The sequence below is a fragment of the Pseudomonas sp. Irchel s3b2 genome, assembly GCF_900187445.1.
Lineage (GTDB): Bacteria > Pseudomonadota > Gammaproteobacteria > Pseudomonadales > Pseudomonadaceae > Aquipseudomonas.
In genome coordinates this window covers 35,902-62,888 of record NZ_FYEB01000024.1, presented here as the reverse complement: position 1 = coordinate 62,888, position 26,987 = coordinate 35,902, and the positions used below count along the sequence as shown (strand labels likewise).

The following is a 26,987-nucleotide window of genomic DNA, read 5'->3' as shown; positions in this document are numbered from 1 at the left end:
CACCCTTGCCTCTGGCTAACACTTCCCCTTGCCGGGTGTGTAGAGGACTTGCACCTCCAAGTCACCCGCTTGGCCACCACAGCCAAGCGGGTTGCGCTTGCGCGCAACGCGCCATGCCTGGCGCACCACAAAAAAGCCCGACTCAATGGTCGGGCTTTTTCATTCCTGAAGCGGTGCTTATTTAGCACGGCCTTTGTAGGAACCGCCTTCGCGGGTATCGATCTCGATCATGTCGCCGATTTCGATGAAGTCAGCAACCGACAGTTCGGTACCGTTCTTCAGTTTGGCAGGCTTCATCACCTTGCCGGAAGTGTCACCGCGAGCGGAACCTTCGGTGTAGTCAACCTGACGCACGATAGTGGTCGGCAGCTCTACGGAAACCAGACGCTCTTCGAAGAAGATCGCTTCGCAAACATCGGTCATGCCTTCTTCAACGAAAGGCAGAACGGCTTCGATGTCTTCAGCGTTCAGCTCGTACATGGTGTAGTCGGTGGTGTCCATGAACGTGAAGGTGTCGCCGCTGATGAAGGACAGGGTCGCTTCTTTGCGGTCGAGGATTACGTCGTCCAGTTTGTCGTCGGCGCTGTAAACGATCTCGGTCTTGTAACCGGTCAGCAGGTTCTTCAGCTTGGTCTTCATGATCGCGCTGTTACGACCGGACTTGGTGAATTCAGCTTTCTGAACCAGCCAAGGATCGTTTTCGAGACGGATCACGGTACCGGGTTTCAGTTCTTTACCAGTTTTCATTGCGAATATCCGAATTTGGATGGGATTTACAAAAATCTAGGCCGCGTATCATATCCAATTTAGGTAAAACTGTACCAGCGCTGCGGCAAGATCTGCCTGCAAGGCTTGTTCCAGACACCATGTCTCGGCATGTTTTTCCAGTTCAGGCCAGTGTTTGCGGGTTGATTTCCAGTGTTCGGTCATTGTCTCACCTGCATTCCATGCCCGCCATAGACCGCTGATCGCCTCACCAGCAGGTTTGGACAAGCCTTGGGTGTACAGGGTCAGGAAGGCATCGAGCTTGTCCAGATGGATGTCTTCGTCCTGTTGATAGATGTGCCAGAGCAGCGGACGGCCTGCCCATTGGGCGCGGACAAAGGAATCTTCGCCGCGCACGGCGTTGAAATCGCAGCTCCACAGCAGCAGGTCATATTGATCCTGTCGGACGAACGGCAGCACTTGCACAGTCAAGGCGTCCCGCACATGCACCGCACCGGCTGTCAGCCCGTCCACGCCGAGCCAGCGTTCGACGTCGCCGAGAATCCGCCCTTCGGGTACCAGCAGATGAGTGGGCGTCGAGTCGGTCGCCATCGTGTCGAGCCAACTGGCCAGCCCGGTGTTTTCGTAGGCAAACAACGAGATCAGCTGTGCATTCGGCGCGCGATCAACCCCCAAGCCTTGCAGGAATTCTCGCTGAGCTTGCGGACTTTGCTGAAACTGCCGACGCCGCTCCAGCAATCCACTTTCACGCAGCAGGCCACCAGTGCCTTTGCGAAAGCCCGGGAAGAAAAAGAACTTCTGCACGTTCTTGTACTTTACCGACGGCAAGCCGTGGCAGCCGACGACCCAGTCTTCGGCACTCAGATAATCGAGGTTCATCCAAAGCGGTGGTTTTTCCCGTTCGGCCATGGCTTCCATGTAGGCACTCGGCAACTGGCAGGCGAATGCGGCGATGACGACATCAGCGGCTTCGGTGGGTTGCCAGTCGGTCGACCACTGTCGTACCTCGACGCTCTGCTGCCATTGCTGCGCAGCGTTGATATCGATTTGCGGACACAAACGCTCGAAGGCTCGCAAGTCGTCGACCCACAGACGCACCGCCACTGAATGTTCGGCCACCAATTGTCGGGCCAGGCGCCACGTCACACCGATGTCGCCGAAGTTGTCGACCACGGTGCAAAAAATATCCCAGCGGGTTTTCATTTCAGGCATTCCAGGCTCCCGTTGGCAAAGGCGCTGATTCTCCGCATAAATTACCCCGCGCAGAAGAGCCGACAGCGATTAATCTTCATGCGACAATCGCCACTTGCCCGCGACCATCCGCCAGGAGGCAGTAATGCCCTACCGTCCCAACCCGCGCCGTCCCTTGCCGATTCAGTTTAATGCGCTGCAACTGACCGGCAGCATTGCCCTCGGTGTATGGCTGGGATTCATCGCGATCGCACTGACGTGCTGGCTCGCCTGGCGCCTGTTGTTCAACGAGCAATTGGCGCCATTGGCCCAAGCGGTGGAGCAACTGGCCAAGCCACCGGTGATTGAGCAGCCTGCCCCGCAGAACCCGATGTTCGAACAGTACGAGGACCACCTGCGCAGGAATGAACAGCAGCAAATGGTGGAACAAGCCAGAAGCAGCAAACACAATCTGTCCAATCCAAAATGCCAGTTCTGGCTGCAGCAGAATCAAACTGCGCCGAGCGAAAAAAGCCGCGCCAACGTCCTGCAATTCTGCGATTGATCATGAAGCTCTCTATGCACAAGCCGACCGTCCACCAACTGATTATCGACAAGCTGCGGATCGATCTCGACATCGCCGAGCGTGCCGCGCAAACCGCTTACGAAACCGCGACCCACGAAGAAAACATAGCCGAAAACAAGTACGACACTCTGGGGCTGGAGGCGTCTTACCTGGCGGCCGGACAGGCCAGACGAGTGGAAGAAATCAGGCAATCATTGGCCCTTTGCCAGAACCTGACACTGCGGCCTTATGACGACCGGCGCGGCATCGAAGTAGGCGCCTTGCTCGGTCTGGAAGACGAAAAAGGTCGCGAGCAATGGCTGTTCCTGGCCCCCGACGCGGCCGGGCTGAAGGTTGATATGGTGGGGCAACTGATTACCGTCATCACCCCCCGCTCGCCGCTGGGCAAAAGCCTGCTGGGCAAGTTCGAAGGGGATGAAGTGGAGATTCTGGTGGCGGGCGCTCGGCAACAGTTTTCTGTCACCGAGGTGGTCTAGCGATTGTCTGGCAATTAATGCACCGGCAGTTCGACGCCGTCGAATAGCTCTTCCAGTTCCTGTTTGTTGTGGCACTGAATGGCCTTGGCCATGACTTCGCGGGTCAGGTGCGGTGCGAATTTCTCGATGAAGTCGCACATGAAACCACGCAGGAACGTGCCGCGACGGAAACCGATTTTGGTAATGCTGGATTCGAACAACTCGCTGGCATCGAGCACCACCAGGTCGCTATCGAGTTTGGTGTCGACCGCCATTTTCGCCACGATGCCCACGCCCAGGCCCAGACGAACGTAAGTCTTGATCACGTCGGCGTCGGCGGCGGTGAACACCACTTTGGGTGTCAGGCCGCGATGGCTGAAGGCCTCGTCGAGTTTCGAACGGCCGGTGAAACCGAACACGTAGGTCACTATCGGATATTCGGCCAAGGCTTCGAGGGTCAGCTTCGACAGCTTGGTCAGCGGATGGCCCTGAGGCACGACCACGCAGCGGTTCCAGCGGTAGCACGGCATCATCACCAGATCACCGAACAACTCCAGCGCTTCGGTGGCGATGGCGAAATCGACGGTGCCGTCGGCTGCCATCTCGGCGATCTGCATCGGCGACCCCTGGTGCATGTGCAGGGCAACGTCCGGGTATTGCTTGATGAAATTGCTGATCACCGGTGGCAACGCATAACGCGCCTGGGTGTGCGTGGTGGCGATCGACAAGGTGCCCTTTTTCTCGTTGGAGAATTCCTGGGCGATCTGCTTGATGCTTTCAACTTTGCGCAGGATTTCACCAGCGGTGGTGATGATGCGCTCGCCGGCCGGGGTAACACGAGTCAGGTGCTTGCCGCTGCGGGCGAAAACCTCGACCCCCAATTCGTCTTCAAGTAGACGAATCTGTTTGCTGATGCCCGGTTGCGAGGTGTAGAGGCTTTGGGCAGTAGCAGAAACGTTGAGGTCGTGGTGCGCCACTTCCCAGATGTAGCGCAATTGTTGAAGCTTCATATGAATCCCTCAAAGCAGGTAGACGCCACGGGCATCAGCGACGATATATAACTATATTAATGGTTTGATTAATAAATCTAGAACTTTTTTATCAAAATGCCATTATTCGTGTCCTAGCGATCGCCTTTGCGCCGACGCTCCATCAGCGGCACCAGATAGACCGGCACCCTGGACAGTTGCAGCACGCGCGCAGCGGTTCGGCCCAATGGCGTTTCCGCGCCAGCGCCATGACTGTGACTCCCTACGATCAGCAAATCGACGGAGAGTTTCTGCGCTTGGTCGAGAATTACCTGCGACGGATCGCCCTGCACTACCCGCACTGCCCGAATCCGTTCCAGGTCCTGCTCCCCCTCATCTCCCAGTTCTTCGCGAAAGCTGTCGAGCACCCGCTGCTCGATATTGGCAATCACCGTATTCAAACCCTGACTGTGAAACTCGTTCAGGGCCTGCTCATCGAGGTAACTCTGAAGCACCGACTCGGCGAACAACCCCATCGGCTCAACCGCGTGCACCACATACAAGTCGGCATTGAATGTTCGAGCCAGTGCCAACGCATGCTGCATCACAAAAGGTGCATACAGACCGAGGTCGGTGGCATACAGCATCGAATGAATCATAGTGACCTCCTTTAATGCCAACATGGCGGAGATTGATTCAGCTTAGCAGTGCCGTGGCGAGAGCGGCGTTCGGCGCAACGCATTGAACCGCAGCGCTTTAAATCGACGGCTCGTTACTGATGCCATGCGGCACGTGACCGGTGGCGACCACTTCGCGGGCCAGCTCGCAATGGCCGGCCTGATCGTCGAAAAATACGTCGGCGGCAAAGGCTTCGAGAAAAGCCGATTTGGTCAGCCCCCCAAGGAACAGCGATTCGTCCAGACGGATGTCCCATTCGCGCAAGGTGCGGATCACCCGTTCATGAGCCGGTGCCGAGCGCGCGGTTACCAGCGCGGTGCGGATCGGACAGGCATCATCGGGGAACTCGCGCTGCAAAAGATTGAGCGCTGCGAGGAAACCTTTGAACGGCCCGCCGCGCAGGGGCTCGCGGGCTGACTCGCGTTCGCTGGCCTGAAACGCTGCCAGGCCTCCCGACTGATAGACCCGCTCCGACTCATCGGAAAACAGCACCGCGTCACCGTCGAAAGCAATGCGTAATTCATCGCTGGCGGCGCGACTGGCACCGCCCGACAGAATAGTCGCTGCGGCGAAACCTGCATCCAGCGCACTGCGCACATCGTCGGCATGGGTCGAAAGAAACAGATCGCAGCCAAAGGCCTTGAGGTACGGATAAGGACTGCGCCCGCCGACAAATGCCGCACGCGAGATCGCCAGCCCATAGTGATGAATCGAGTTGAAAACCCGCAGGCCGGTGTCGGCACTGTTGCGCGACACCAGGATCACCTCGACCCGGGCACGGCCGAGACTGGCGTTCAGGTTCAGGAGTTTTTCGACCAACGGGAACGCATCGCCGGGCTCGAGAATTTCGTCTTCGTGTTCGATCTGGTATTGCCGATAGGCCTCGACACCGCTCGACAGATAAACCTTGTGGCTCTCGCTCAAGTCGAACAGTGCTCGCGAAGAAATCGCCAGCACCAGTTTGTCGTCTATGCCATTGGCCATGCCCTTCCCTCTCCTTTTGACCGACTCAGTGATTACGTCGGTCGATAAAACTCAAGCTGCGATACAAGGCTTCGATTCGCGGTAATTCACATCCCGCGGCTTTCGCCGCCGCCAGTGGCCGAGTGTAGATCGCGTCCAGTTCCAGCGGTCGCTTGTGCAGGAAGTCGTGGTACATGCTCGGCCAATAGTCGGGCATTTTCTCGGTCATCATGAACAGATAATCGGCGTAACCCGGCGGCATGTCGTGACCACAGGCCTTGGCCCCCTGAGCCACTTCGGCCATCAGGGCCTGAATCAGCGCGCGACTGTCGGCATCCGCCATCAACGGCGTGGTGCTTGCCCCGAGTAGAACCGACAGACCGTTGTAGGGAATATTCCAGACCAGTTTCTGCCAGCGCGCCTGGTGCAGGTTCGGCATGGCCTGGGCGTCGATGCCGGCGGCGCGAAACAGCCCGGCGCCCTCCTCGACGATGTTCATGCGCGCTTGTTCATCGGCAGCGGTACCGCTGTGATAGCCGACATTCACCGCCCCGAGCGCCTGATGGGTAATGACCCCTGGGCCGGCGCGATGGACGCAGATCAGACAGAGCCCGCCGAGCAAGTGCAGCGAATCGGGGAGCAACTCGCGCAGACTGTCTTCGACGTCCAGGCCATTTTGCAGCAACAGCACTTTGGCATCGGGTGCCGCGGCTTGAATAATGGCCGGCGCAAGGTCCACGTTACTGGTGGTCTTGGCGCCTACCAGTAACCAGTCGCAGGGTGGCATGTCTGCGGCCGACGAATAGGCCTGGACCGGGTTCAAGACCAGCGGGCCCAACGACGCATGATCAAGATGCAAGCCGCGTTCGGCCACCGCTGAAAACTCACTGCGCAACAGAAAATGCACATCGAAACCGGCACGCGCCAGCATCAGCCCGTAGAAACCACCGATTGCCCCGGTCCCGATAATGCCGATTGTCGGCCTGGCCACTGTGCCTGTCATGGCAACTCCTCTGCTTGTCGACTCAGCGCCTGACCCACGGCCTCATTGAGCGCCGTGGAGGTCAGACGCGACTGTAGTGCCCCAAAGAATTCACCGTCGCGCACCACAAACAGCGCCGGCAAATGAAAGACCCGATAACGCTCGACCACTCCGCCATTGTTCCCCGCATCGATCCAGCACAGTCGATCGACCGCCAGATCGAGCACGGGCAATTGCTCACGGGCAAAGCGGCAACTGGCGCAGCCGACACTGGTAAAAATCACCAGGGAAATGCCGTTCATCGCCAACAGCCGTTGGTCGGCGTCGAAATCGGTCAGTTCCGATTCGACCACTATACTGGGAGAAACGATGTCAGATGGCCGACACAGGGAGTCCGTGTTCATGAGACGTTATCTTCCTCATCCTGACGATGTACCCGTTGAATTAACGTTGTTCAAACATGAGTGTATTTCGCGACAACAGCTGCACACTATCAGCCTCGGCGGCATGGCTTGCAATTACCACCGCGCGTGGCGCCACGGTACGGCGCTGGAAATACGCATGCCGACGCTGAACCCGGACTTGCGTTTTCTGGGTTATGTGGCTTGGTGCCTGCGACGCAAGCGCGGCTACCTGGTCGGCATCGCCTTTGTTGACGAACAGATGCTGTTCAGTGCCAGGATGGGCGAACAGGTCTGTCAGATCGAACGTTACCGCCGCCAGCATGACGCGCACGACGACCTGCAGGATATTCAGGCCCTCGCTCTCGAATGGGTCCAGCAGCACGCCGACGAGTTCTCCCATGACACGGTCCGCAAGGCATTTGCATAGTTAAACCGGTGTCTGCCCATTGTCTAGCCACGGTGTAACGCGCTAAGGTTCAGCTTCCCGACGCGCTTAATTTGCTGTGCTCCGCCGCGCGGGTTCGCTGGCGGCCGGCACCCGTGACCTGACGAGTAAACGATGGCTGATTTACCGATCAACGACCTTAACGTCGCCTCCAACGAGACCCTGATCACTCCCGATCAGCTCAAGCGTGATATCCCTCTGAGCGACGCTGCCCTGCGCACCGTCACCAAGGGTCGCGAAGTCATTCGCAACATTCTTGATGGCACCGACCACCGCCTGTTCGTCGTGATCGGGCCGTGCTCGATCCATGACATCAAGGCTGCCCACGAATACGCCGAACGCCTGAAGGTGCTCGCGGCCGAAGTGTCCGATACCCTGTATCTGGTCATGCGCGTGTATTTCGAGAAGCCACGTACCACCGTCGGCTGGAAAGGCTTGATCAACGACCCGTACCTGGACGACTCGTTCAAGATTCAGGATGGCCTGCACATCGGTCGTCAGCTGCTGTTGGACCTGGCCGAAATGGGCCTGCCGACCGCGACCGAAGCCCTCGACCCGATCTCTCCGCAATACTTGCAGGACCTGATCAGCTGGTCGGCGATCGGCGCACGTACCACTGAATCCCAGACTCACCGTGAAATGGCTTCCGGCCTGTCCTCGGCCGTCGGTTTCAAGAACGGCACCGATGGCGGCCTTACAGTGGCCATTAACGCCCTGCAATCTGTCTCCAGCCCGCACCGTTTCCTGGGCATCAACCAGGAAGGTGGCGTGTCGATCGTCACCACCAAGGGCAACGCCTACGGTCACGTCGTGTTGCGCGGCGGTAACGGCAAACCGAACTACGATTCGGTCAGCGTCGCGCTCTGCGAGCAAGCGCTGAACAAGGCAAAGATCAAGCCGAACATCATGGTCGATTGCAGCCACGCCAACTCCAACAAGGACCCGGCTCTGCAACCACTGGTGATGGAGAACGTCGCCAACCAGATCCTCGAAGGCAACCAGTCGATCATCGGCCTGATGGTCGAAAGTCATCTGAACTGGGGCTGCCAGGCGATCCCGAAAGACCTCGCCGATCTGCAATACGGCGTGTCGATCACCGATGCCTGCATCGATTGGACCGCCACCGAAAACACCTTGCGCAGCATGCACGCCAAGCTCAAGGACGTGCTGCCTAAACGCAATCGCAGCTGATCGCCGTTTCGTTTCACGCATAAAAAAACGCCAGGCTTAAACCTGGCGTTTTTTTATGCGTTCGCTTTGTTCACAGCTTGGCGGCATGCCGCTGGTGACGCTCCATGTAGCGCTCCACGTAGGAACACGATGGAATGACCGTGTAGCCCATTTCCTCGGCGTATTGCAGTGCCTGCTCGGTCAACGCCGCCGCGATGCCGCGACCACGCAGCGCGTTGGGTACAAAGGTACGATAAATATCCAGGGTCTGTTTCCCCAGATCCATATAGGTCAGGTAGGCACGATAACCGTCCACAGTGGTCTCGAACTGATGACCAGCCTGGTCATGGTGGATGGACAACGCCTCGCTCATCACTACTCCTCGCGGGTCTTTGATTTTGACCCCTACCTTACCGATGTTTTTCCGGCGAAGGAACATCTACGCCACCCCGTGCCTGAATGGACACCGAGAGAGCAACACCCATCTCGCGCAACCGAGCACGTACAAATAGTAGGCACCATTGGCAGAAATGCTCAAGGGACGCTCGTCATGCTGGCAGGAGGGTGTTGCCTGGGGTAATGCAGGGGCGGCTCGACCGGGATCTTCCCGAGTCCAAGCCTGAACATTGCCGGACATTGAGACTTAAGACGAGCGCCCTTTGTTTAAGTCACCTCAACATGGATAAAGATATGAGAGCCGCTACGCAAAATCCGAACAAAAGTGTGGACGATTCCATGTAGGCAGACTTTAGTCGAGACTGAAAAACAGCTGCCGACGCCGGGAACTTTTCTTTGGCGGCTCGCTCAGTTCGGGCTTCGCAACTGGATATTTTTTATACAACGCAGTTAAAAGTTGCTCGAAAAAGAATCAACGCCTACAATTTTTTTTGCTTCTTGCTCGACGTCAGTTTACTTACTACAAGTAATGGGTAGTATGTACGCCGGCTATTTCCTCACTCTGAGGAGACAGCTACTTAATAGAAAGTCCTTGAAGGGGAACCCGATGAACAACGTTCTGAAATTCTCTGCTCTGGCTCTGGCCGCAGTTCTGGCTACCGGTTGCAGCAGCGTATCGAAAGAAACCGAAGCACGTCTGACTGCTACTGAAGACGCAGCAGCTCGCTCCCAGGCTCGTGCAGACGAAGCTTACCGTAAAGCTGATGAAGCTCTGGCTGCTGCTCAAAAAGCACAACAGACTGCTGACGAAGCTAACGAGCGTGCTCTGCGCATGCTGGAAAAAGCTAGCCGCAAGTAATAGTCCTTCGGGATTGTTATCAAGCCGACCCATTTTTTGGGTCGGCTTTTTTATTGCCCACCATTTCTGCAGGCCATAAAAAACCCGCCGACGCGGCTTGCATCGGCGGGTTGCTTTAACGCGTTACTGCTGCAGGTCGATCGGTGCACTCGATACCATCGACGCCGACGGATTCGGTATTGCGATTTCCACCGGCAGACCATCTTCAGCGGCAACCACGTCACGCACGACATCCCAGTCCATGCGCAAGTTGTTGGTGATGTCCTCACGCTTGAGCATCGCATTGATCACTGCGGTGTGTTTGTCGACCACCGAAGGGTTGCCCAGATCGTCCAGCGGCGTGTGCGCTTCCAGATAAACCTTGCCGGCGCTGAGGCCGAACTTGTACGGGTCGTTGATGATCCGAACCGACGTCCCGACCGGCACCATGCTGGCCATTTCCAGCACGTTGTTGTTGAACATGCGGAAGCAACCGTGGCTGGTGCGCATGCCGATGCCGAACTTCTTGTTCGAACCGTGGATCAGGTAACCCGGAGTGCCCAGCGTGAATTTGAACGGCCCCAGCGGGTTGTCCGGGCCGGCCGGCACCACATTCGGCAGTGGATCGCCATCGGCGGCGTGCTCGGCCTTGATCGACGCTGGAGGGGTCCAGGTCGGGTTCGGCGTCTTGGCGATGATGCTGGTATGGGCAATCGGCGAGCCCCAGCCTTCACGACCGATACCCAGCGGGAAGGTGTACACCACGTTCCGGCCTTTCGGGAAATAGTAGAGACGGTATTCCGCCAGGTTAATGACGATGCCTTCACGGGGGCCCGGCGGCAGGATGAAGCGCGTCGGCAGCACCACTTCGGTACCTGCGCCCGGCAACCATGGATCAACGCCCGGGTTGGCCGCGACCATTTCCGAATAGCCCAGATCGTAGGTAGTGCCAAGGTCGGCGAAGGTGTCTTCGTACTTGGCCTTGATCACCTGCACCTGACCGACAATGTCTTCACCGGGGGGTGGCAGGGGTAGCTCCAATGCTGCTACCGGACCCGCGACACAGAGGGCGGCAAGAGACAGGCAGCGGGTGACGGCGGGAAAGCGCGGCAACATCCGGAAAATCCTTCGCATGATCGACAAGGGTATAAAAACAGGATTGTACACCGCTGCCTGTTATTTCGGGGAGACGTAAAGACCTGTGGTTGGGGGGATCGGCGGTGAGGGGCCTGCCTGTGGCGAGCTTGTCTGTGGCGAGGGCGCTTGCTCCCGCTCGGCGGCGTAGCCGTCGTGAAACCGGTAGATGCGTTTTTACTTTAGAACCCCGGTGATCGGAATCTAGGCCTGCTTCGCAGTCCAACGGGAGCAAGCTCCCTCGCCACAGGGATCTAAAGCTCGAACCGCAACTCAGGCCATATCGGTGAGGTGCCGCGCTTTTGCGATTCCAGAATGGCCCGGCACAGCGAGCACAGGCGCTGGTCCTGGAACACTGTACGGTCGACGCTCGACCAGCGCGGTTGCGCCGGCAACAGGCTGCCACACAAGGTTCGGTCCGCCGAGCCGCCCAATTCCAGCTGACGGGTCACCAGATGTACCCGCACTTCCTGACAGGCGAACAGATCCAGCTGTTCGTCAGGCTCGATCAGTTGGTAGGCAAAAAGGGACCAGGCAGGACGCGGCATCGGGGGCTCCAAATCGGGGGCGCCACCTTAGCCGAAACACCGCCGCTAGAAAAGCGTCAAAGCAGCGGTTTCAGTGTCGGCCAGACATTTTCCAGCAACTTGTCCTGAGCCGCTGCAGCCGGGTGCAGGCCGTCGCCTTGCATCAGGTCCGGATGACCGCCTACACCGTCAAGAAAAAACGGCACCAGTGGAATCTTTTTCTCATCGGCGACCTTGGTGAAAACCTCGGCAAAGGCCTGGGTGTAACGCGCGCCGTAGTTGGGCGGCAACTGCATGCCCAGCAGCAGTACCTTGGCACCACTGGCGCGGGAGCTGTCGATCATCGACGCAAGATTTTGTTGCAATTGTGTTGGCAGCATTCCCCGCAACCCATCGTTGCCCCCCAACTCGAGGATAACCAGCTCCGGTTTATGCTCTGCAAGCAGCGCCGGCAGGCGCGCCCGGCCTCCGGCACTGGTGTCGCCGCTGATGGACGCATTGACCACCTTATCGTCGAAACCTTCGCGCTTGAGCCGTTGCTCAAGCAATGACACCCACCCCAAGCGGGTATCCAGGCCGAAACCGGCGCTGATACTATCGCCAACGATCAGGACTGTACCCGCCGCTGCGTTCTGGGCCATGCACATCAAGGCCAGGCCAGCACTCAAAAACCACACACGCATCGGATTCTCCATGGGCGCAAGCATTCTCACCGCGAAGAACCTCAGCAAAGTGGTTCCGAGCGCGGAAGGTGAACTGACTATCCTGCACGAACTCAGCCTGGAACTGAACAAGGGCGACAGCCTGGCCATCGTCGGCGCCTCCGGTTCCGGCAAATCCACCCTCCTCGGCCTGCTCGCCGGCCTCGACTTGCCGAGCGGCGGCGAAGTCACCCTCGCCGGGCAAGGCCTGAGCAATCTCGATGAAGATCAGCGCGCGCGCATCCGCGCCGAGCATGTAGGGTTTGTTTTCCAGTCTTTTCAGCTGCTCGACAGTCTCAACGCTTTGGAAAACGTCATGCTGCCGCTGGAACTCGATGGCCGCAAAGACGCCCGTGAGCGCGCCACCGAACTGCTGCAACGGGTCGGCCTGGGCCAGCGCCTGACCCACTCGCCGCGTCAGCTTTCCGGTGGCGAACAGCAGCGCGTGGCAATTGCCCGGGCGTTCGCCGCCGAGCCCGACGTGCTGTTCGCCGATGAACCCACCGGCAACCTCGACAGCCACACCGGCGAGCGCATCAGCGATCTGCTGTTCGAACTCAACCAGGAAAGCGGCACGACCCTGGTGCTGGTGACCCACGACGAACGCCTGGCACATCGCTGCCGGCGCCTGATCCGCCTTGAAGCCGGCCTGCTGGTCGCCCCTCTGGAGCCTTGATGGCACGCTTGCCGCTGTTGCGCCTGTTCAGTCTCGCCATCCGTCAATTGCTGCGCGATGCCCGCGCCGGTGAATTGCGCGTGTTGTTCTTTGCCTTGCTGGTGGCCGTCGCGGCAAGTACCGCCATCGGTTACTTCGGCGCTCGCCTGAACAGCGCCATGCTGCTGCGCGCCACCGAGTTTCTCGGCGCCGACCTGGTGCTCGAAGGCAGCTCACCGGCGCGACCGGAACAGGTAAGGAGCGGCACAGAGCTGGGCCTTGAACACGCTCAAGTGGTGGAGTTTTCCAGCGTCATCGCCACCGACAACGGCATTCAACTGTCCAGTATCAAAGCCGCCGATGACGTCTACCCGTTGCGCGGCGAACTGAAAAGCGCCCCCGCTCCTTTCGCGCCTGAAGAACCCGGCGGTGGTCCGAAACCTGGCGAAGCCTGGGTCGAAGCGCGACTGTTGACCGCATTGGACTTGAAGATTGGCGACAGCATCGACGTCGGCATGAAAACCCTGACGCTGGCACGAGTGCTGACCTACGAACCGGATCGTGCCGGCAATTTCTACAGCCTGACGCCACGGGTGCTGATCAACCTTGGCGACCTTGAGGCGACCGGCGTGGTGCAACCCGGCAGCCGGGTCAGTTACCGCGAACTCTGGCGCGGCAACGCCCAGGCGCTGGAAACCTATCGTCAGCTGATCAAACCCGGACTGGCGCCCAACCAACACATACAGGATGCCCGGGACGGCAACCGACAGATCGGCGGTGCCTTGGGCAAGGCTGAACGCTATTTGAACATGGCCAGTCTGGTAGCGGTGCTGTTGTCCGGCGTGGCAGTGGCCTTGTCGGCGACCCGCTTCGCCACGCGCCGATTCGATGCCAGTGCATTGCTGCGCTGCCTGGGTCTGTCCCGTCGGGAAACCATGGTGCTGTTCAGTCTGCAACTGACCGTACTCGGACTGCTCGCCAGCATCAACGGCGCCCTGCTCGGCTGGCTGGCACAGCTCGGGCTCTTCGCGCTGCTGCGTGACTTACTGCCGACCGATGTTCCACCGGGGGGGCTGTTCCCGGCCTTCGCCGGAATCGGCACAGGGCTGGTCGCGCTCGCCGGCTTCGCCCTGCCGCCACTGGCCGCTTTGGGTCGAGTGCCACCGCTGCGCGTGTTGCGCCGTGACATGCTGCCGATTCCGTCCAGCACCTGGATTGTTTATGGCGCGGCATTGGGTGCCCTCGGCCTGATCATGTGGCGCTTGAGCCTGGACCTGTTGCTGACCTTCGCCCTGCTCGGCGGCGGTGTGATCGCGGCGCTGGTGCTGGGTGGCTTGTTATTGTTGCTACTGAAGAGCCTGCGCCGAATGCTGGCACGCGCCGCATTGCCATGGCGCCTCGGGTTGGGCCAACTGCTACGCCATCCACTGGCGGCGGCGGGTCAATCCCTGGCCTTCGGTTTGATTCTGCTGTCCATGGCGCTGATCGCTTTGCTGCGCGGCGAGTTGCTCGATACCTGGCAAAACCAGTTGCCTAAAAATGCCCCGAACTATTTCGCCCTAAACATTCTGCCGGCGGACAAACAAGCCTTTTCCGATCGCCTGATGGAATTGGCGGCACAATCGGCGCCGCTGTACCCGGTAGTGCCAGGACGACTGATCAGCATCAATGGCGAACCGGTGCAGGACATCGTTAGCAAGGATTCAGCCGGTGATCGAGCCATTCAACGCGACCTGAGCCTGACCTGGGCGGCAGACCTGCCGGCGGGCAACAAACTCACCGCCGGCAACTGGTGGAACCAGCAACCAGCGGATGAAATACCCGGTGTTTCGGTGGAGGGCCAAGTCGCCGAGAGCCTCAAGCTCAAGCTCGGCGATCACATGGTGTTTACCGTCGGCGGAGTCAACCGGGAGGCAAAAGTCACCAGTCTGCGGGAGGTCAACTGGGACAACTTTCAGCCGAACTTTTTCATGATCTTCCAGCCCGGCACCTTGAAGGACTTGCCAGCGACCTACCTGACCAGTTTCTATCTGGCGGCCGGTCACGATCAGCAGATCGTCGACCTGTCCCGCAGCTTTCCGGCAGTGACCATTCTGCAAGTCGAAGCCTTGCTGGCGCAGTTGCGCAGCATCCTCGCTCAGGTCACCCTGGCGGTGGAGTACGTGCTGTTGTTTGTGCTGGCGGCAGGGATGGCGGTGTTGTTCTCCGGTTTGCAGGCAACCCTCGATGAACGCATTCGCCAAGGTGCATTGCTGCGAGCGCTGGGTGCCGAGCGGCAGTTGCTGGTCAGGGCTCGACGGATCGAGTTCGGTTTACTCGGCGCGGTCAGCGGGTTGCTGGCGGCACTGGGTTCGGAACTGGTGAGCATGGTGCTTTACCGCTACGCCTTCGACTTGCCCTGGCATCCGCATCCATGGCTGTTGGTGTTGCCACTGATCGGTGCAGTATTGATCGGCGGTGCCGGTGTGTTCGGCACTCGCCGCGCCTTGAACGCCAGCCCCCTGACAGTCTTGCGCGAGGGTTGATAAAACTATTTCGGGTATCTGATCTCGTTTATCCACCACAACATTTCTCCGCTCGGAGTCTGCACAACGGCCTCATCACCGACCTCTTTCTTCAAAAGCGCACGCGCCATTGGCGAATCGATGGAGATGTAATCGTTGCGACCGTAGATTTCGTCATACCCCACTACCCTGAATTTCTTGATTTCACCTGCCTCGTTTTCGATCTCGACCCAAGCCCCGAAAAAGACCCTGCCTTCCTGCTCAGGTGAGTACGCAACCACCCGGACATCTTCGAGGCGCTTGCGAAGGTACCGAACACGCCGATCGATTTCCCGGAGCAGCTTCTTGTTGTATTGGTAATCCGCGTTTTCGCTACGGTCGCCGAGCGACGCCGCCCAAGTGACCTTGCGTGTGGTGTCAGGACGTTTTTCTCGCCAAAGGTAGTCGAGTTCCTGCTTCAGAGCCTCATGACCTTCCTTTGTGATGATGTTCGTACTCAAGATGGATTTCTCATTAATGATTTACCTATCAGAACGCTCTTGGAAGGATCGTAAAGCCGGAGAATTATCCTCGAAGCGCACCCGTGCATCACTGAGAACCCGGTGAATCGCAACCCCCGCAGACTTGGGGATTTTCAGCGCTCTGAGCACACGTTCCCAATCATCAAGCGCCGCGAGGGTCTGGTCGATGTAGTCATCAGGCTTGAGGTATTTGTAATCCTTGCATAGATCTCTGATGACCTTTCGCGTCGGTTTACCATGACCTGAAAATGCAGTGGAGTGCTCGCCCATCCCATCGGAGAAAGTAAGGTCGTATGCTGGGGACAGCGTCCAGACTCCCTGCCCGTTTTTATCCTGAGGTTCGTGATACAGAAACGCAAAATTTTTGGTGTGATCGTCGTAGTTGTGGAACACCGCATTGAAGATCATGAGTCTTGCCATTTTCTCAACCTCGGCAGCGTTTTTCGTCAGCGCGCTGGTCAGCTTGAGTATCTGGCTGTAATCCATCGTCGGCGCCCGGAAGTCTGCGTAGACCAACGCTGAGAGGGTAATCATATGAATCTTGCGATCGCCATCACGATCGAAACGTTTGGCTGCGAAGAATCGCTCAAATCCGCCCTGACGCATCTGCACCTCTAGCAGTTCCGTATGCGCCATATTCACCCCAGCCTTTCTGGCCATCACTGCATACGCTTGCTCGATACAGCCAGTCTCCAAAGGCTCACTCAGAGCCCTGAACTTCACAAGCCAGTGAGCGTATCCAGGTGGAAGCTGGCCAAAAGCTGAAGTCGCAGTCTCAAGATCATGTGACAGTGCAACGATTGCTTTGGGGCGAGCACCAGCGGGGGAACCACCCGCCAAGCGTAACCCCTTGAGCACTTTTGGGGTGTCTCCTTGTTGTACCTCGACAGATGCCTCGAATAGGCGAGCAAGATTCACCGACTCGGCGGCGACCTTTTCTGTTTTGGGATGGAACTCAAAGATTCCCATGGCTCGATCACCTATGTAGGCCAGCCGATCTAGCGGACTGAGCGTCAGCGAGGTGCCTGCTCCAAAGGTCGCGTCGAAGAATCTATCCATCAGCAGAAGCCCCCAACCGTCCGGCAAGGAATCTGCAAATGGGCCATGCAGGCCCTTGAACAAACGACCTTCACGAGCGAGTTGTGGTTTGTCATCAAATGTCATTGTCAGGGGAGAAAGGTCGAACCCCTTGGCCAGCCATTCTTTGTCGTACACAAAGTAGATGCCTTTCCCCTCGATACGACTCAATTCGCCAACCATTACGCCATTGGCGGTGACTGTGAGCGATTCGGTGGGCTTGAACCTGCGGATAGGCGGGCTCATTTAGTGCCTCGTTTACGCTTAAGATTTTTTAGCTCGTCGATTGAGCCTGGATGCGAGGGTTTGAAAAGACTCATCACCGGCGTTAGCTCATCGAGCGCCGTGGCCAGAAGAATCATGGACTCAAGGGTGATCGAGCCTGAGTGCTCGAACCGCTTGATGGAGGACTCAGACACTCCGGATTGCTCAGCCAAGGTTTTGCGAGAAAGGTTCTTGGACAAGCGCAACGATTCGGCATTCTTCCCCAGCTCGCGTGCGATTTCCCCCGGGCTGTACAAAAAATGCATAAGTGACATAGCTTTCTCCGAGCACACTATTGGTTATAACTGAACCATTATGACTAATAACATCAAACAAAGGATCAATTCTGACCAGTTGAATAAACAATAATATACGTAAATTATTATATTAATGGTCATATTTGACCAGCTGCGACCAATTAACAAGATAAAAAGGTCATATATGACCAATAGCAAAGCCAACCTTCAGTTGCTTGATCAAGGGAACAAACGGTGAAGGGAAGTCGGATGAGTTGGGTAGCCAGGCCTGATCGGCATCGACTCACCGCTGGCGCGGGAGTTGATCGGCAGGCGCTGGACGCCGAACGACTATCTCTGAGCCACAGCGCTCTGAGCCTCAGCGGCGGGTAATCAGCCCTTGGCGCGCCACACGAGTCAGCTGCCTGATCACTTCCGGCGCATCCTCGATGCTGGGCGCCTGAATCACCGCCAGATCGAAGCTATCGTTGGCAAACCGCGCCAGTGACTCGCCGTCGTCGACAAACTGAATCAGGAAGGCAGCAGGCCCACCGGTACGACGTGGCCAGCCATCGAGGTAACGCAACAGCGTCGGCTGATGTTTACCACCAAGCAGGATTTTTGGATTGCGTTGGGTGAGGTGTGCCGTGATCGGCGCGGGGCGTATAACGGGGCTTAATGCATTCATTGTGTCGTGTCTCTGCCTCAGAAGTCTGCATGGCAGGTGAGAGGCAACACCGAACCAGCGCTTTAGCGGTATTTCGAAGCCTGTTTCAAGCTTCTATCGGCAACTGAATGAGTCACCTGGCGCCCCGCAAGTAGCTGTTTAAATCGGCGCATGGGCAGCATCCTAGAGAAGCTGACCGGACAGTGTCAAGAATCACGCCCAACAAAAAAGGCCTGCACAGTGCGTCGCACAATGCAGGCCTTTTTGTTGAGTCAGAACGGTCAGTTGGTGATGGCGCGGTCGACCGACAGTTTGCCTGCACCTTCGATCAGCACCGCGAGGCTGCCACCGAGCAAAGCCAGGGCGAATTCATAACCGTTGTTGGACATGAACAGACCGTTGCTGATATGCACCGTGAAAATAGCTACTAGCGAGAGGAAGGTCAGCCCCAGCGCTGCCGGACGTGCCAGCAGGCCGATGATCAGCGCCAGACCGCCGAAGAACTCGGTACCACCGGCCAGGATCGCCATCAGGTGACCGGGTGCCAGCCCGATGCTTTCCATGTACTGAGCGGTGCCGGCAATGCCGTAGCCGCCGAATGCCCCGAAGAGTTTCTGTGAGCCATGGGCCGCGAAGATGATGCCGACGAAAATACGCAGAATCGTCAGACCGTAGCCCGCGCGGGTGGACAGTACCTTGTTGATCAGTGTGCTCATGCTGTGTCATCCATTGTGAATGTGTGTTGGTTGGCCGCCATATTAATCAATAAAACTCATGTTAAAAGCGCAAAAAACCCACCATAACAATCAGATTAGTCGATCATTTCCGTGAGGCAACTTTTTGCCCCTGGGGCTCCAACGACTCCCGCTCCCGATCGAACGCCAGGTAATACTTGTTCACGCTATTAACATAGCTGACAGCACCCATTCCCACCTGCTCCATGGCAATGCGCTCAACCTGGAAGAACCACTGATTAGGATTCAAGCCCCGTCGCCGAGCCTCGGCGCGCATGCCCTGAACCCGCTCCGGTCCCATGTTGTAGGCCGCCAGCACGAACGCCATGCGCTCACGCTCATTGAGTTTGGGGCTGGCAAAAAACTTGCGGCGGATCATCGCCAGGTACTTGGCGCCGGCCTGCACATTGGCGTCGAGGTTTTGAATATTACTGACCCCAACCCGTTGCGCCGCGGATGGGGTGATTTGCATCAGGCCGGTGGGGCCGCTGCCGCTTCTGGCGTTGGGTTGCAGCGCCGACTCCTTGAAAGCCAGCGCCGCCAGGTTTAGCCAGTCCATGCCTTGGGCTTCAGCATGCTTTTGCAGCACCGGTCGAAGTTTTTCCAGGCGCTGCCGATCAGCCTTGGCCAAGGGATAGTGCACTTGATACAAGCGTCGATAGATCCGCAGGAACGTCGCATCCTGGTCCGACGGCTTCTTGTAGGTTGTCAGGAAGCGATCGATGCTCGAACGCAGCATCGAGGCGTCGCGGCGCACGAACCAGTATTCCTCGCCTGGCTCGCTAATAAGGACCTGACGATCGAAGCGCAACTTGGGCAGGATCTTGACCCAGCGTTCGGCAATCGGTTGCTCGACGATCGTCAAATGAAAGATCCCGCCCTGGACCATTTCCAGCACATCCTCGACCGCCAGGCTTGGGTCGACCCACTCGATCGTCACCGCAGGCAATTTGTGCAGCGCGAGTTTCTGATTGATCTGACTGACCGCATCCCCGGCGGCACTGCCGGTGGGCAGCGCGAGGGTTTTGCCCGAAAGTTGTTCGAGACGGGTGTAACGTCGTTCGCCTTTGATCCCCACCAACAGCAACGGCACGTTGCTGGCAACCGGTTGACTGGTGCTGACCGCGAGGCCCGGTTGCGGATCGAGCAATTCCCCCGGCGCGACCAGATCACCTTCCCCGCGCTGCAACGCGCCGAGCAGTTGATCCTTGGCTTTGGGAATGATTTTGAGGGTTATTTCCTGGCCGTCACGGGCATGGCCATTGAGGTATTGTTCGAAAGCGCGCAGGCGATGGTATTCGACGCCGATGGCCTGGCCCTGGACTTCACCGGAGCTATTGCGACTCTGGTTGACCAACACCCGCAACACGCGACTGCTGCGAATTTCCGCCAGATCGCGGACCTTGGCCGCGGGCACGGCTTGCAACGGCCCGGCCAGACGCGCAACCGCCGGCATGGGCAGCAGCAACGAGCAACACAGCAGTAACAAAACCGAGGGACGAATCATCCACTCTCCGGAAAGAATACTGGCCGACCTCATGGGTGATTTCATGACGTCGAGCGACAGAAACAGAGCGCCTGAAGCGCTGATAAAGTGCGTGAGAGTGGCACAATGATGGCAACTCTACCAACCCGGCCTGTCTCGCGGCCTCAACAGACAGCTTTAACTCATTGTAGTTCTTGGCTTTTCTTATAAATCTACAGCTCTGATATGCTTTCCGGCCTTTGGTCCGAGGTAGCACCATGCAACTCATCGATATCGGCGTCAACCTGACCAACCCCAGTTTCGCCGACAAACACCAGGCTGTACTCGACCGTGCCTATGCTGCCGGGGTCTGCCAACTGGTGCTCACCGGGACCAGCGTCGAGGGCAGTGAACAAGCTCTGGAGCTGTGCCAGCAATGGGACGAAAGCGCTCAGCGGCTGTTCGCCACGGCCGGTATTCATCCGCACTCGGCCAGCGACTGGAACGCCGATAGTGCTCAGCGTCTGCGCAGTTTGCTCAAGGAGCCAAATGTGGTGGCCGTGGGTGAATGCGGCCTCGATTTCAATCGTGACTTCTCGCCTCGCCCGCAACAGGAAAAAGTCCTCGAAGAACATCTGGCGATGGCGGTCGAGCTGCAATTGCCGGTATTTCTGCATGAACGCGATGCCAGCCAACGGTTGCTGGAGATCCTGCGTGATTACCGCGACCAGTTGCCTGCCGCCGTGGTGCACTGCTTCACCGGTGAAAAAAAGGCGCTGTTCAGTTATCTCGATCTGGATTTGCACATTGGCATCACCGGCTGGATCTGCGACGAACGCCGGGGCACACACCTGCATCCGCTGGTCAAAGAGATTAAACGCGGGCGCTTGATGCTGGAGAGCGATGCGCCATATCTGCTGCCCCGCAGTCTGCGTCCAAAGCCGAAGAATGGTCGCAACGAGCCGGCGTATCTGACTGAAGTGTTGCGTGAGGTGGCGTTGCATCGTGGGGAAACGGTGGAAGATGTGGCTGCTCACAGTACTGCCTGTGCGCGAGCATTTTTCGGTCTGCCCTCAATCCCCCAATAACCACAAATCCCCTAGGCGATGGCGCCCGTTGATCCACATCAAGATTCGACGTCCTGAATAGCGGCACAATGATGGCACCTTGCCAAAACTGTTTCCGCTATCAGAGAAGACCTCCATGGGTGCCTGGCTTAGCAACATCTCGCTGAAATACAAATTCTGGGCGGTCAACGCCGTCGCCTTCGTCACCACTCTGTTGCTGGTGCTGTACGCCGTGCAGCTCGAACAACAGGCCCGAAGCCACGCCGCCCAGGCTTCGGCTCAAGCCCAGGCACGGTTGCTCAATGCATGGCCTGTCGGGCAGCCGCTGCCCAAGGCCGATAACCTGCTGACCTTCAATCGCGGACAGGCGCCATTGCTGAACGGGCAACCGCTGCTGGAGCTGACCGATACTAACGGTTGGACCGAAATCAACTCCATGCCGCTGTACGGTGAAAACCCGTTGATGGGCGCCGAGGTGTTCGCTCGCCCTGACGGTCAACAGGCCGCGGTGATTGCCTATGGCCCGAGCCTGAGCCAAGTGTTCGGCGAACGCTTCACTCACTACGCAGTAGCGGTGTTCATTCTGATGCTGGCGATGCTCGGCGCATCGCAACTGTTGATCCGCTTCCTGCTCTGCCAGCTCAACACCTTGAAAGACGTGATGCTCCACGTCGAGAAAACCGGTGACCTATCGGCCCGTGTGCCGCTGGCTTGCAAGGATGAAGTCGGGCAGATGGCCAACGCCTTCAATGCCATGCAGGCCGGTTACCAGCGGGTGGTCAACACCGTCGCCAACACCGCCCGGCAACTGGATGTCGGCGCCGCGCGGCTGGCCTCGAGCATGAACGAGGTGCGTCACGGCATGCTCGGTCAGCAAAGCGAAACCGATCAGGCCGCCACGGCGATCAACGAAATGACCGCCACGGTCCATCACATCGCACAACACGCCGGCGCCACCCGCGACCTCTCGCAAACCGCCGACACCCTGGCCGGCAGTGGCCAGGAAGTGGTCGCTCGGGTGCAGAAATCGATTGGCGGGTTGTCCACCGGCGTGCAGCAAACCGCCGAGATGATTCAGCGTCTGGCCGAGGACAGCCAGAAGATCAATGGCGTGGTCAGCGTGATCCACAGCATCGCCGAACAGACCAACCTGCTGGCCCTTAACGCCGCCATCGAAGCGGCCCGGGCCGGTGAAATGGGCCGCGGGTTTGCGGTGGTCGCCGATGAGGTGCGTAACCTGGCCAAGAGAGTCCAGGCGTCTACCGACGAGATCACCACCATGGTTTCAGCGCTGCAGGCCGGTACTCGGGACGCCGTGGACTTCATGCAGGAAAGTTCGTACAAGGCGGACGACTGCATGCAGCAGGCTCAGGAAGCCAGTGTGGCCCTGGCCGAAATCACCGGTGCGGTGGCGCAGATGCGTGAAAGCAATACGCAGATCGCGGTGGCGGCCGAGCAGCAGAGCCATGTGGCGGAGGAGATGAATCGGGCGGTGGTGAGCATTCGCGACGTGACCGAAAACACCGTGCAGCAGACCGTGAATTCGGCGATTACCAGCAATGAGCTGGCGATGTTGGCGGGGGAATTGAGCAAGGCCGTCGGGCAACTCAAGCTTTGAGGGCCTCTTCGCGGGCAAGCCTCGCTCCTACAGGGAATGGTGCGCTCACAAATCCCTGTAGGAGCGAGGCTTGCCCGCGAAAGCGTCAGCCCAGTCGACATCAATATTGCCCATGACCCCTATCACTTCGATAGCCAGCCTTGATTCGCCGACGGCTCGTGCCAAGCCTATTCTTTATTCAATCGCCTCAACGAATCAAAGGACATGCATCATGGGCAAACGTCACCCCAACCTTCCCGCCTGGCAATGGCGAATGTACCCGCACAATCACCAGCACCCGACCAATCTGGTGCTGCACCTGATTGCCGTGCCGCTGTTCATCGTGGCGTTTTTGCTGATGGTCTCGGGGGTGTTCAGCCTGGATCTGGCGAGCTTCGCAATCGGCGTTATCGGTCTGCTCGCGGCCCTGGCCTTGCAGCGTCACGGTCACCGCCTGGAGGCGCAAGCGTCCGAGCCGTTCAGTGATCGCAAAGATGCAGTATCACGCTTGCTGGTCGAGCAGTTCCTGACCTTTCCACGGTTTTTCTTCAGTGGAGGCTGGTGGCGCGCCTGGCGTGAACGCCACCGTCGTCGTCACTGATCAGGCGAAAATCGTGACGGTCTGCCGGCTCATGGCGATCAACTGACCGTCCGTGTTCCATAGTTTTGCGGCGACATGCCCGTAGCCGTCAGCGGCATACTCGATTTCCGCCAGGTACTTGCACCAGTCCAGCGTGTTCAACGCCAGCAACGGCTGGACGAATTCGATGGTCCAGGTCAACGTGCTGCCTGCCGCCAGTTTCTTCAGATGTGGTAACAAGGCCGGCGGCCAGGCGTCGACCAGCGCCAGAATGTGCGCCTCGCTGACCGCCTCTTCTCTCGCAGCCTCACGCAAACGCACCCAGCCGCCCATCTCGCGGGATGTGTTGCCGGTGAACGGCAGCCCACCGACACTCCAGCGCATTGCCATATGACGCATGAATTCCGGGGTCACGCCTTTGATGTACGGCAGTTCCTGACAGTCGTCCCGGTGTTTCATCTCGGGAGCTATGCTGGCCGTGACTGCCACCTCGGACGGTCGTGAGGCGCCGAAGCTGCCCTGGACCAACGTCACCACTTGCCCCTTCTGCATTGCCCGGCCCAGCACCTGGCTGACGGCTTTGCCTTCGCGCAACACATCGACTTCAAAACTGACCGGCACATCGGGTTCGACCGGGCCGACAAAGGTGATTGCCAGCGAACGCACCGGACGATCTGCCGGGACTTTTGCGCGCATGGCTTCGTATTGCAAGGCGGCTATCAGGCCGCCAAAAGTCGCCCGCCCCTGACCCCATTCGGCCGGAATAGACAGCGCTTGCGGTTGGCTGCGGACAGCGTCGAGCAGATCGGAAAAGCGCATGGAAACCTCAGAGACAGGAAAATGGATGGAACGATCTTAACCAGCCTGCAAAACCGGCACAGCGCTTATTCCGGCCAAAATCACTGACAGATGAGCCGCGTCTGCATCGAACACACAAACTAATGTGGGAGCGAGCCTGCTCCCACATTTGATCTTTAGGGTGTTCAGGATTTGAAGCAGGCGCTGCTGAGTTTGTCGAGAACGTGGTCGGCGTTTTCTTCAGCCTTGGCCAAGGTGGTTTTCCAGACTGTGACACACGGCTGCAAATCGGGCTCTTCTTTGGCCCGGTCCAGCCACTGCCAGCTGTCGTGCCAATCACCCAGGGCGGACTGGGCCTCTTTCAGTCTGGGCAGCGCCGCTTCCGGCAAACGATCTAGTTCGGGATAGGCTTCGATGCCATAGCGCACGCGCTTGATCAGCAGGCGCAAACGATGGCGGTCATGGGCCGGGTCATGCAGAGCCTTGTCGAGTTTCTTCCATTGTTTGCCCAGGCGTTTTTCGATGCGCTTGCGCAAGCCCTTGAGCAAGCCCTGACGCTGGGAAGCCCGCAGGAAACGCGGAAAGGCGTCAAGGATCATCAGCAGCTGCGCCACCTCCGGGCTCGTCGCCACGATGGGATAAGCCTCAGCCATCCGCACCATGCGTCGGTGTGCGGCTTCGGGTTGATCATGCTGAAGCAAGTACGCCGCCAGCACTTCGCGATCGCGCAACGGCGTGGTCAAGTCACCGACCCGGGACGCCGCTGCTTCCAGCTGTTCGACCCCGGGCAAACCGCGCAAGGGCCGCAGCAGGCTGCGCAAACGCCGCACGGTGGTGCGTAGATCGTGCAATGCCTCAGAGTCGGTGCGGGCACTCAATCGTGCCTGACAGGCGAGCAGGCGAACGTCCAGGCTCAGAACATGAGCCACCAACCGATCGATCATGGTTTTCTCCGTAAACAACGGCAGGCCTCAAGCAGTAAGCCTGAAGCCGGCACGACGCACTGGTCGCTTGCTGCTTATAGACTGTAGCTGCTTCTATCGGCCCGCGCGGGACTCACGAATGTAGAAGCGCGCCTTCTCGGCCTTCTTGGTGCAACCCTCATATGCTTCGAATTGCTGCTGGGTCTTGGCGCCGGTCAGCAACGACAGTGCCTTGGAGTAGCTGACGGTCCCGGCGAAGCCTTCGACCTTGGCCAGGTCCAGCTCACGCCAGGCGGCGTCGAGTTGGCTACCGCAGCTGTCACGGTAAGCGGTTTTACCGGCACAACCGGCGAGTGCCAGGGCAATCAATGGCACACAGATCCAGGCTTTCATCACTCACACCTCAAAGATAGGTAAACACAGTCATGCACGTAAGACGGTCTGGCAGGTGAAAAGTGCCTTGGGCCGCAGTGGAAACCCGCCGTGGAAATCACAGCGCCCGCGAGAATACCCATTAGCTCTCCCAGAGTGTCAAAAAACGACGCACTGGTCTTGCCGAACGACCATAGCGATTGAAGCTTGCCCCTCGATGGGTGCATTGTTGAACCTTGTCAGAGAGGTCGATTCATGAAAAAGCGTGTCGCACTGGTGTTGGGCTCGGGTGGCGCCCGGGGCTACGCCCATATCGGCGTCATTGAAGAGATCGAACGGCGCGGCTACGACATCGCCTGCATCGCCGGTTGCTCCATGGGCGCGGTGGTCGGCGGGATCTATGCCGCCGGTAAACTCGATGATTATCGCGACTGGATCGAGAGCCTGGATTACCTCGACGTCTTGCGTCTGGTGGACGTCAGCTTTCGCCTGGGCGCGATTCGCGGGGAAAAGGTCTTCGGGCAGATCCGCAAGATCGTCGGCGAGATCAACATTGAAGACCTGCGCATTCCCTACACAGCCGTGGCCACGGACCTGACCAATCAGCAGGAAATCTGGTTCCAGGAAGGCTGCCTGCACCAGGCCATGCGCGCCTCGGCGGCGATCCCCAGCCTGTTCACGCCGGTGATGCAGGGCAATCGAATGCTGGTGGACGGCGGTATCCTCAACCCGTTGCCGATCGTGCCGGTGGTGTCGAGCCATTGCGACCTGATCATCGCGGTCAACCTCAACTCCACCAACCAGCGTCACTATCAACTGCCGGTGATCCAGCGCCCGGCCGCGTTCAAGACCCGCTTCGACAACCTGATCAACTCGCTGGGCTCGAAATTGCCCTTCCGCCGCACACAGGCCGAACAATTGCTGCTGCTGGAAAAGGAAGCCTTGATGGCAGAAGCGGCCGATATCAACCCCTGGATCGAATCCGCCGAGCCCGAAGGCCAGCAACCGGCGGCGGCCCCGGAAAGCAACGGCGCACCCAAATCTGCCACCGGGTCGTTCATCATCGACAATGTCGGGCCGGCGTCCTTGCTGGATTTGATCAACCAGAGTTTCGAGGTGATGCAGACGTCCTTGGCGCAGTACAAGATTGCCGGGTATCCGCCGGATATCCTGATCAACGTGCCCAAGCGCGTGTGCCGGTTTTTCGAGTTCTACAAGGCGCCGGAGTTGATAGCGCTGGGGCGCGAGATTGCGCGGGATACGCTGGACCGGTATGAGAATGAGCGGGATTCTTGAGGCCTGACGATCGTTCCCACGCTCTGCGTGGGAATGCATCCTGTGACGCGGACGCAGAGCGTCCATGGCGGCATTCCCACGCAGAGCG

General features: G+C 58.5%; 31 protein-coding genes. 11 read left to right on the top strand and 20 right to left on the bottom strand.

Annotation, left to right across the window (positions count from 1 at the left end):
• Positions 1-177 precede the first annotated feature (177 nt).
• Positions 178-747: an elongation factor P gene (locus CKW20_RS28415; protein WP_095055845.1), complete on the bottom strand. Its 570-nt coding sequence runs from the start codon at positions 745-747 to the stop codon at positions 178-180.
• 48 nt (positions 748-795) lie between these two features.
• Positions 796-1,938, bottom strand: a complete 1,143-nt coding sequence (gene earP, locus CKW20_RS28410) for an elongation factor P maturation arginine rhamnosyltransferase EarP (RefSeq protein WP_095055844.1) — start codon at positions 1,936-1,938, stop codon at positions 796-798.
• Positions 1,939-2,062: 124 nt separating this feature from the next.
• Between earP and CKW20_RS28405 the strand changes: the two genes are divergently transcribed.
• On the top strand, positions 2,063-2,461 hold the full coding sequence (locus CKW20_RS28405; RefSeq protein WP_095055843.1) for a hypothetical protein: 399 nt from the start codon (positions 2,063-2,065) through the stop codon (positions 2,459-2,461).
• A gap of 14 nt (positions 2,462-2,475) precedes the next feature.
• A complete protein-coding gene (locus CKW20_RS28400) occupies positions 2,476-2,958 on the top strand; it encodes a GreA/GreB family elongation factor (RefSeq protein WP_095055842.1) in 483 nt (160 codons plus the stop codon).
• A gap of 14 nt (positions 2,959-2,972) precedes the next feature.
• On the opposite strand, the gene cysB is transcribed toward CKW20_RS28400, so the two are convergent.
• From cysB to CKW20_RS28375, 5 genes are all read right to left on the bottom strand, one after another.
• Positions 2,973-3,947, bottom strand: a complete 975-nt coding sequence (cysB, locus tag CKW20_RS28395; RefSeq protein WP_007899921.1) for an HTH-type transcriptional regulator CysB — start codon at positions 3,945-3,947, stop codon at positions 2,973-2,975.
• 113 nt (positions 3,948-4,060) lie between these two features.
• The gene (locus CKW20_RS28390) at positions 4,061-4,564 is read right to left on the bottom strand and encodes a universal stress protein (protein ID WP_095055841.1); all 504 of its coding nucleotides are present in this window, start codon (positions 4,562-4,564) and stop codon (positions 4,061-4,063) included.
• Positions 4,565-4,661: 97 nt separating this feature from the next.
• The gene (locus tag CKW20_RS28385) at positions 4,662-5,567 is read right to left on the bottom strand and encodes a 5'-nucleotidase (protein WP_030132329.1); all 906 of its coding nucleotides are present in this window, start codon (positions 5,565-5,567) and stop codon (positions 4,662-4,664) included.
• A 25-nt stretch (positions 5,568-5,592) separates the two neighbouring features.
• Entirely contained in the window at positions 5,593-6,549 is a 957-nt protein-coding gene (locus CKW20_RS28380) for a putative 2-dehydropantoate 2-reductase (protein WP_095055840.1), read from the bottom strand.
• Positions 6,546-6,932, bottom strand: coding sequence for a co-chaperone YbbN (locus tag CKW20_RS28375; RefSeq protein WP_095055839.1), 387 nt, complete (start codon positions 6,930-6,932; stop codon positions 6,546-6,548). Before CKW20_RS28375 ends, CKW20_RS28380 begins: the two co-directional genes overlap by 4 nt.
• Here CKW20_RS28375 and CKW20_RS28370 point away from each other — a divergent pair.
• On the top strand, positions 6,931-7,359 hold the full coding sequence (locus CKW20_RS28370; protein ID WP_052964035.1) for a PilZ domain-containing protein: 429 nt from the start codon (positions 6,931-6,933) through the stop codon (positions 7,357-7,359). The genes CKW20_RS28375 and CKW20_RS28370 overlap by 2 nt on opposite strands.
• A 132-nt stretch (positions 7,360-7,491) precedes the next feature.
• Positions 7,492-8,568, top strand: a complete 1,077-nt coding sequence (locus CKW20_RS28365) for a 3-deoxy-7-phosphoheptulonate synthase (RefSeq protein ID WP_038982203.1) — start codon at positions 7,492-7,494, stop codon at positions 8,566-8,568.
• Positions 8,569-8,638: 70 nt separating this feature from the next.
• Here the strand turns inward: CKW20_RS28365 and CKW20_RS28360 are convergent, their stop codons facing one another.
• Positions 8,639-8,920 carry a GNAT family N-acetyltransferase gene (locus CKW20_RS28360; RefSeq protein ID WP_030132333.1) on the bottom strand — a complete coding sequence of 94 codons (282 nt, stop codon included), beginning with the start codon at positions 8,918-8,920 and terminating at the stop codon, positions 8,639-8,641.
• A gap of 630 nt (positions 8,921-9,550) precedes the next feature.
• On the opposite strand from CKW20_RS28360, the gene oprI reads away from it, so the two are divergent.
• Complete coding sequence (oprI, locus tag CKW20_RS28355; protein ID WP_003172710.1) at positions 9,551-9,802, top strand: outer membrane lipoprotei OprI; 252 nt, start codon at positions 9,551-9,553, stop codon at positions 9,800-9,802.
• A gap of 123 nt (positions 9,803-9,925) precedes the next feature.
• Here oprI and CKW20_RS28350 read toward each other — a convergent pair whose 3' ends face one another.
• The 3 genes from CKW20_RS28350 to CKW20_RS28340 form a co-directional block, all read right to left on the bottom strand.
• Complete coding sequence (locus CKW20_RS28350) at positions 9,926-10,897, bottom strand: L,D-transpeptidase family protein (protein WP_095055838.1); 972 nt, start codon at positions 10,895-10,897, stop codon at positions 9,926-9,928.
• Between the two features lie 272 nt (positions 10,898-11,169).
• Entirely contained in the window at positions 11,170-11,463 is a 294-nt protein-coding gene (locus tag CKW20_RS28345) for a hypothetical protein (RefSeq protein WP_007899882.1), read from the bottom strand.
• A 56-nt stretch (positions 11,464-11,519) separates the two neighbouring features.
• Positions 11,520-12,125 (bottom strand): arylesterase, encoded by a 606-nt coding sequence (locus CKW20_RS28340; RefSeq protein WP_095055837.1) that lies wholly within the window; start codon positions 12,123-12,125, stop codon positions 11,520-11,522.
• A gap of 10 nt (positions 12,126-12,135) precedes the next feature.
• Here CKW20_RS28340 and CKW20_RS28335 point away from each other — a divergent pair, with 10 nt between their 5' ends.
• Both CKW20_RS28335 and CKW20_RS28330 read left to right on the top strand, forming a co-directional pair.
• A complete protein-coding gene (locus CKW20_RS28335) occupies positions 12,136-12,819 on the top strand; it encodes an ABC transporter ATP-binding protein (RefSeq protein WP_095055836.1) in 684 nt (227 codons plus the stop codon).
• Positions 12,819-15,323 (top strand): ABC transporter permease, encoded by a 2,505-nt coding sequence (locus tag CKW20_RS28330; RefSeq protein WP_095055835.1) that lies wholly within the window; start codon positions 12,819-12,821, stop codon positions 15,321-15,323. The genes CKW20_RS28335 and CKW20_RS28330 overlap by 1 nt, the downstream gene beginning before the upstream one ends.
• Before the next feature lie 5 nt (positions 15,324-15,328).
• On the opposite strand, the gene greB is transcribed toward CKW20_RS28330, so the two are convergent.
• The 6 genes from greB to CKW20_RS28300 form a co-directional block, all read right to left on the bottom strand.
• Entirely contained in the window at positions 15,329-15,802 is a 474-nt protein-coding gene (gene greB, locus CKW20_RS28325; RefSeq protein ID WP_095055834.1) for a transcription elongation factor GreB, read from the bottom strand.
• 21 nt (positions 15,803-15,823) lie between these two features.
• Entirely contained in the window at positions 15,824-17,146 is a 1,323-nt protein-coding gene (locus CKW20_RS28320; RefSeq protein ID WP_095055833.1) for a type II toxin-antitoxin system HipA family toxin, read from the bottom strand.
• Complete coding sequence (locus CKW20_RS28315; RefSeq protein WP_095055832.1) at positions 17,143-17,439, bottom strand: helix-turn-helix transcriptional regulator; 297 nt, start codon at positions 17,437-17,439, stop codon at positions 17,143-17,145. Before CKW20_RS28315 ends, CKW20_RS28320 begins: the two co-directional genes overlap by 4 nt.
• A 340-nt stretch (positions 17,440-17,779) precedes the next feature.
• Complete coding sequence (locus CKW20_RS28310; protein ID WP_095055831.1) at positions 17,780-18,088, bottom strand: hypothetical protein; 309 nt, start codon at positions 18,086-18,088, stop codon at positions 17,780-17,782.
• Positions 18,089-18,348: 260 nt separating this feature from the next.
• On the bottom strand, positions 18,349-18,783 hold the full coding sequence (locus CKW20_RS28305) for a DoxX family protein (protein ID WP_095055830.1): 435 nt from the start codon (positions 18,781-18,783) through the stop codon (positions 18,349-18,351).
• A gap of 103 nt (positions 18,784-18,886) precedes the next feature.
• A complete protein-coding gene (locus CKW20_RS28300) occupies positions 18,887-20,308 on the bottom strand; it encodes a transglycosylase SLT domain-containing protein (protein WP_095055829.1) in 1,422 nt (473 codons plus the stop codon).
• Positions 20,309-20,544: 236 nt separating this feature from the next.
• Between CKW20_RS28300 and CKW20_RS28295 the strand changes: the two genes are divergently transcribed.
• From CKW20_RS28295 to CKW20_RS28285, 3 genes are all read left to right on the top strand, one after another.
• The gene (locus tag CKW20_RS28295) at positions 20,545-21,354 is read left to right on the top strand and encodes a TatD family hydrolase (RefSeq protein WP_095055828.1); all 810 of its coding nucleotides are present in this window, start codon (positions 20,545-20,547) and stop codon (positions 21,352-21,354) included.
• A gap of 115 nt (positions 21,355-21,469) precedes the next feature.
• On the top strand, positions 21,470-22,951 hold the full coding sequence (locus tag CKW20_RS28290; protein WP_095055827.1) for a methyl-accepting chemotaxis protein: 1,482 nt from the start codon (positions 21,470-21,472) through the stop codon (positions 22,949-22,951).
• Positions 22,952-23,162: 211 nt separating this feature from the next.
• A complete protein-coding gene (locus CKW20_RS28285) occupies positions 23,163-23,531 on the top strand; it encodes an Mpo1-like protein (protein ID WP_095055826.1) in 369 nt (122 codons plus the stop codon).
• On the opposite strand, the gene CKW20_RS28280 is transcribed toward CKW20_RS28285, so the two are convergent.
• The 3 genes from CKW20_RS28280 to CKW20_RS28270 form a co-directional block, all read right to left on the bottom strand.
• A complete protein-coding gene (locus CKW20_RS28280; RefSeq protein ID WP_095055825.1) occupies positions 23,532-24,329 on the bottom strand; it encodes an acyl-CoA thioesterase II in 798 nt (265 codons plus the stop codon).
• Between the two features lie 164 nt (positions 24,330-24,493).
• Positions 24,494-25,252 (bottom strand): CHAD domain-containing protein, encoded by a 759-nt coding sequence (locus CKW20_RS28275; RefSeq protein WP_095055824.1) that lies wholly within the window; start codon positions 25,250-25,252, stop codon positions 24,494-24,496.
• Positions 25,253-25,345: 93 nt separating this feature from the next.
• Complete coding sequence (locus CKW20_RS28270; RefSeq protein ID WP_095055823.1) at positions 25,346-25,624, bottom strand: hypothetical protein; 279 nt, start codon at positions 25,622-25,624, stop codon at positions 25,346-25,348.
• A gap of 234 nt (positions 25,625-25,858) precedes the next feature.
• On the opposite strand from CKW20_RS28270, the gene CKW20_RS28265 reads away from it, so the two are divergent.
• Positions 25,859-26,899 carry a patatin-like phospholipase family protein gene (locus CKW20_RS28265; protein WP_095055822.1) on the top strand — a complete coding sequence of 347 codons (1,041 nt, stop codon included), beginning with the start codon at positions 25,859-25,861 and terminating at the stop codon, positions 26,897-26,899.
• Positions 26,900-26,987: the final 88 nt, after the last annotated feature.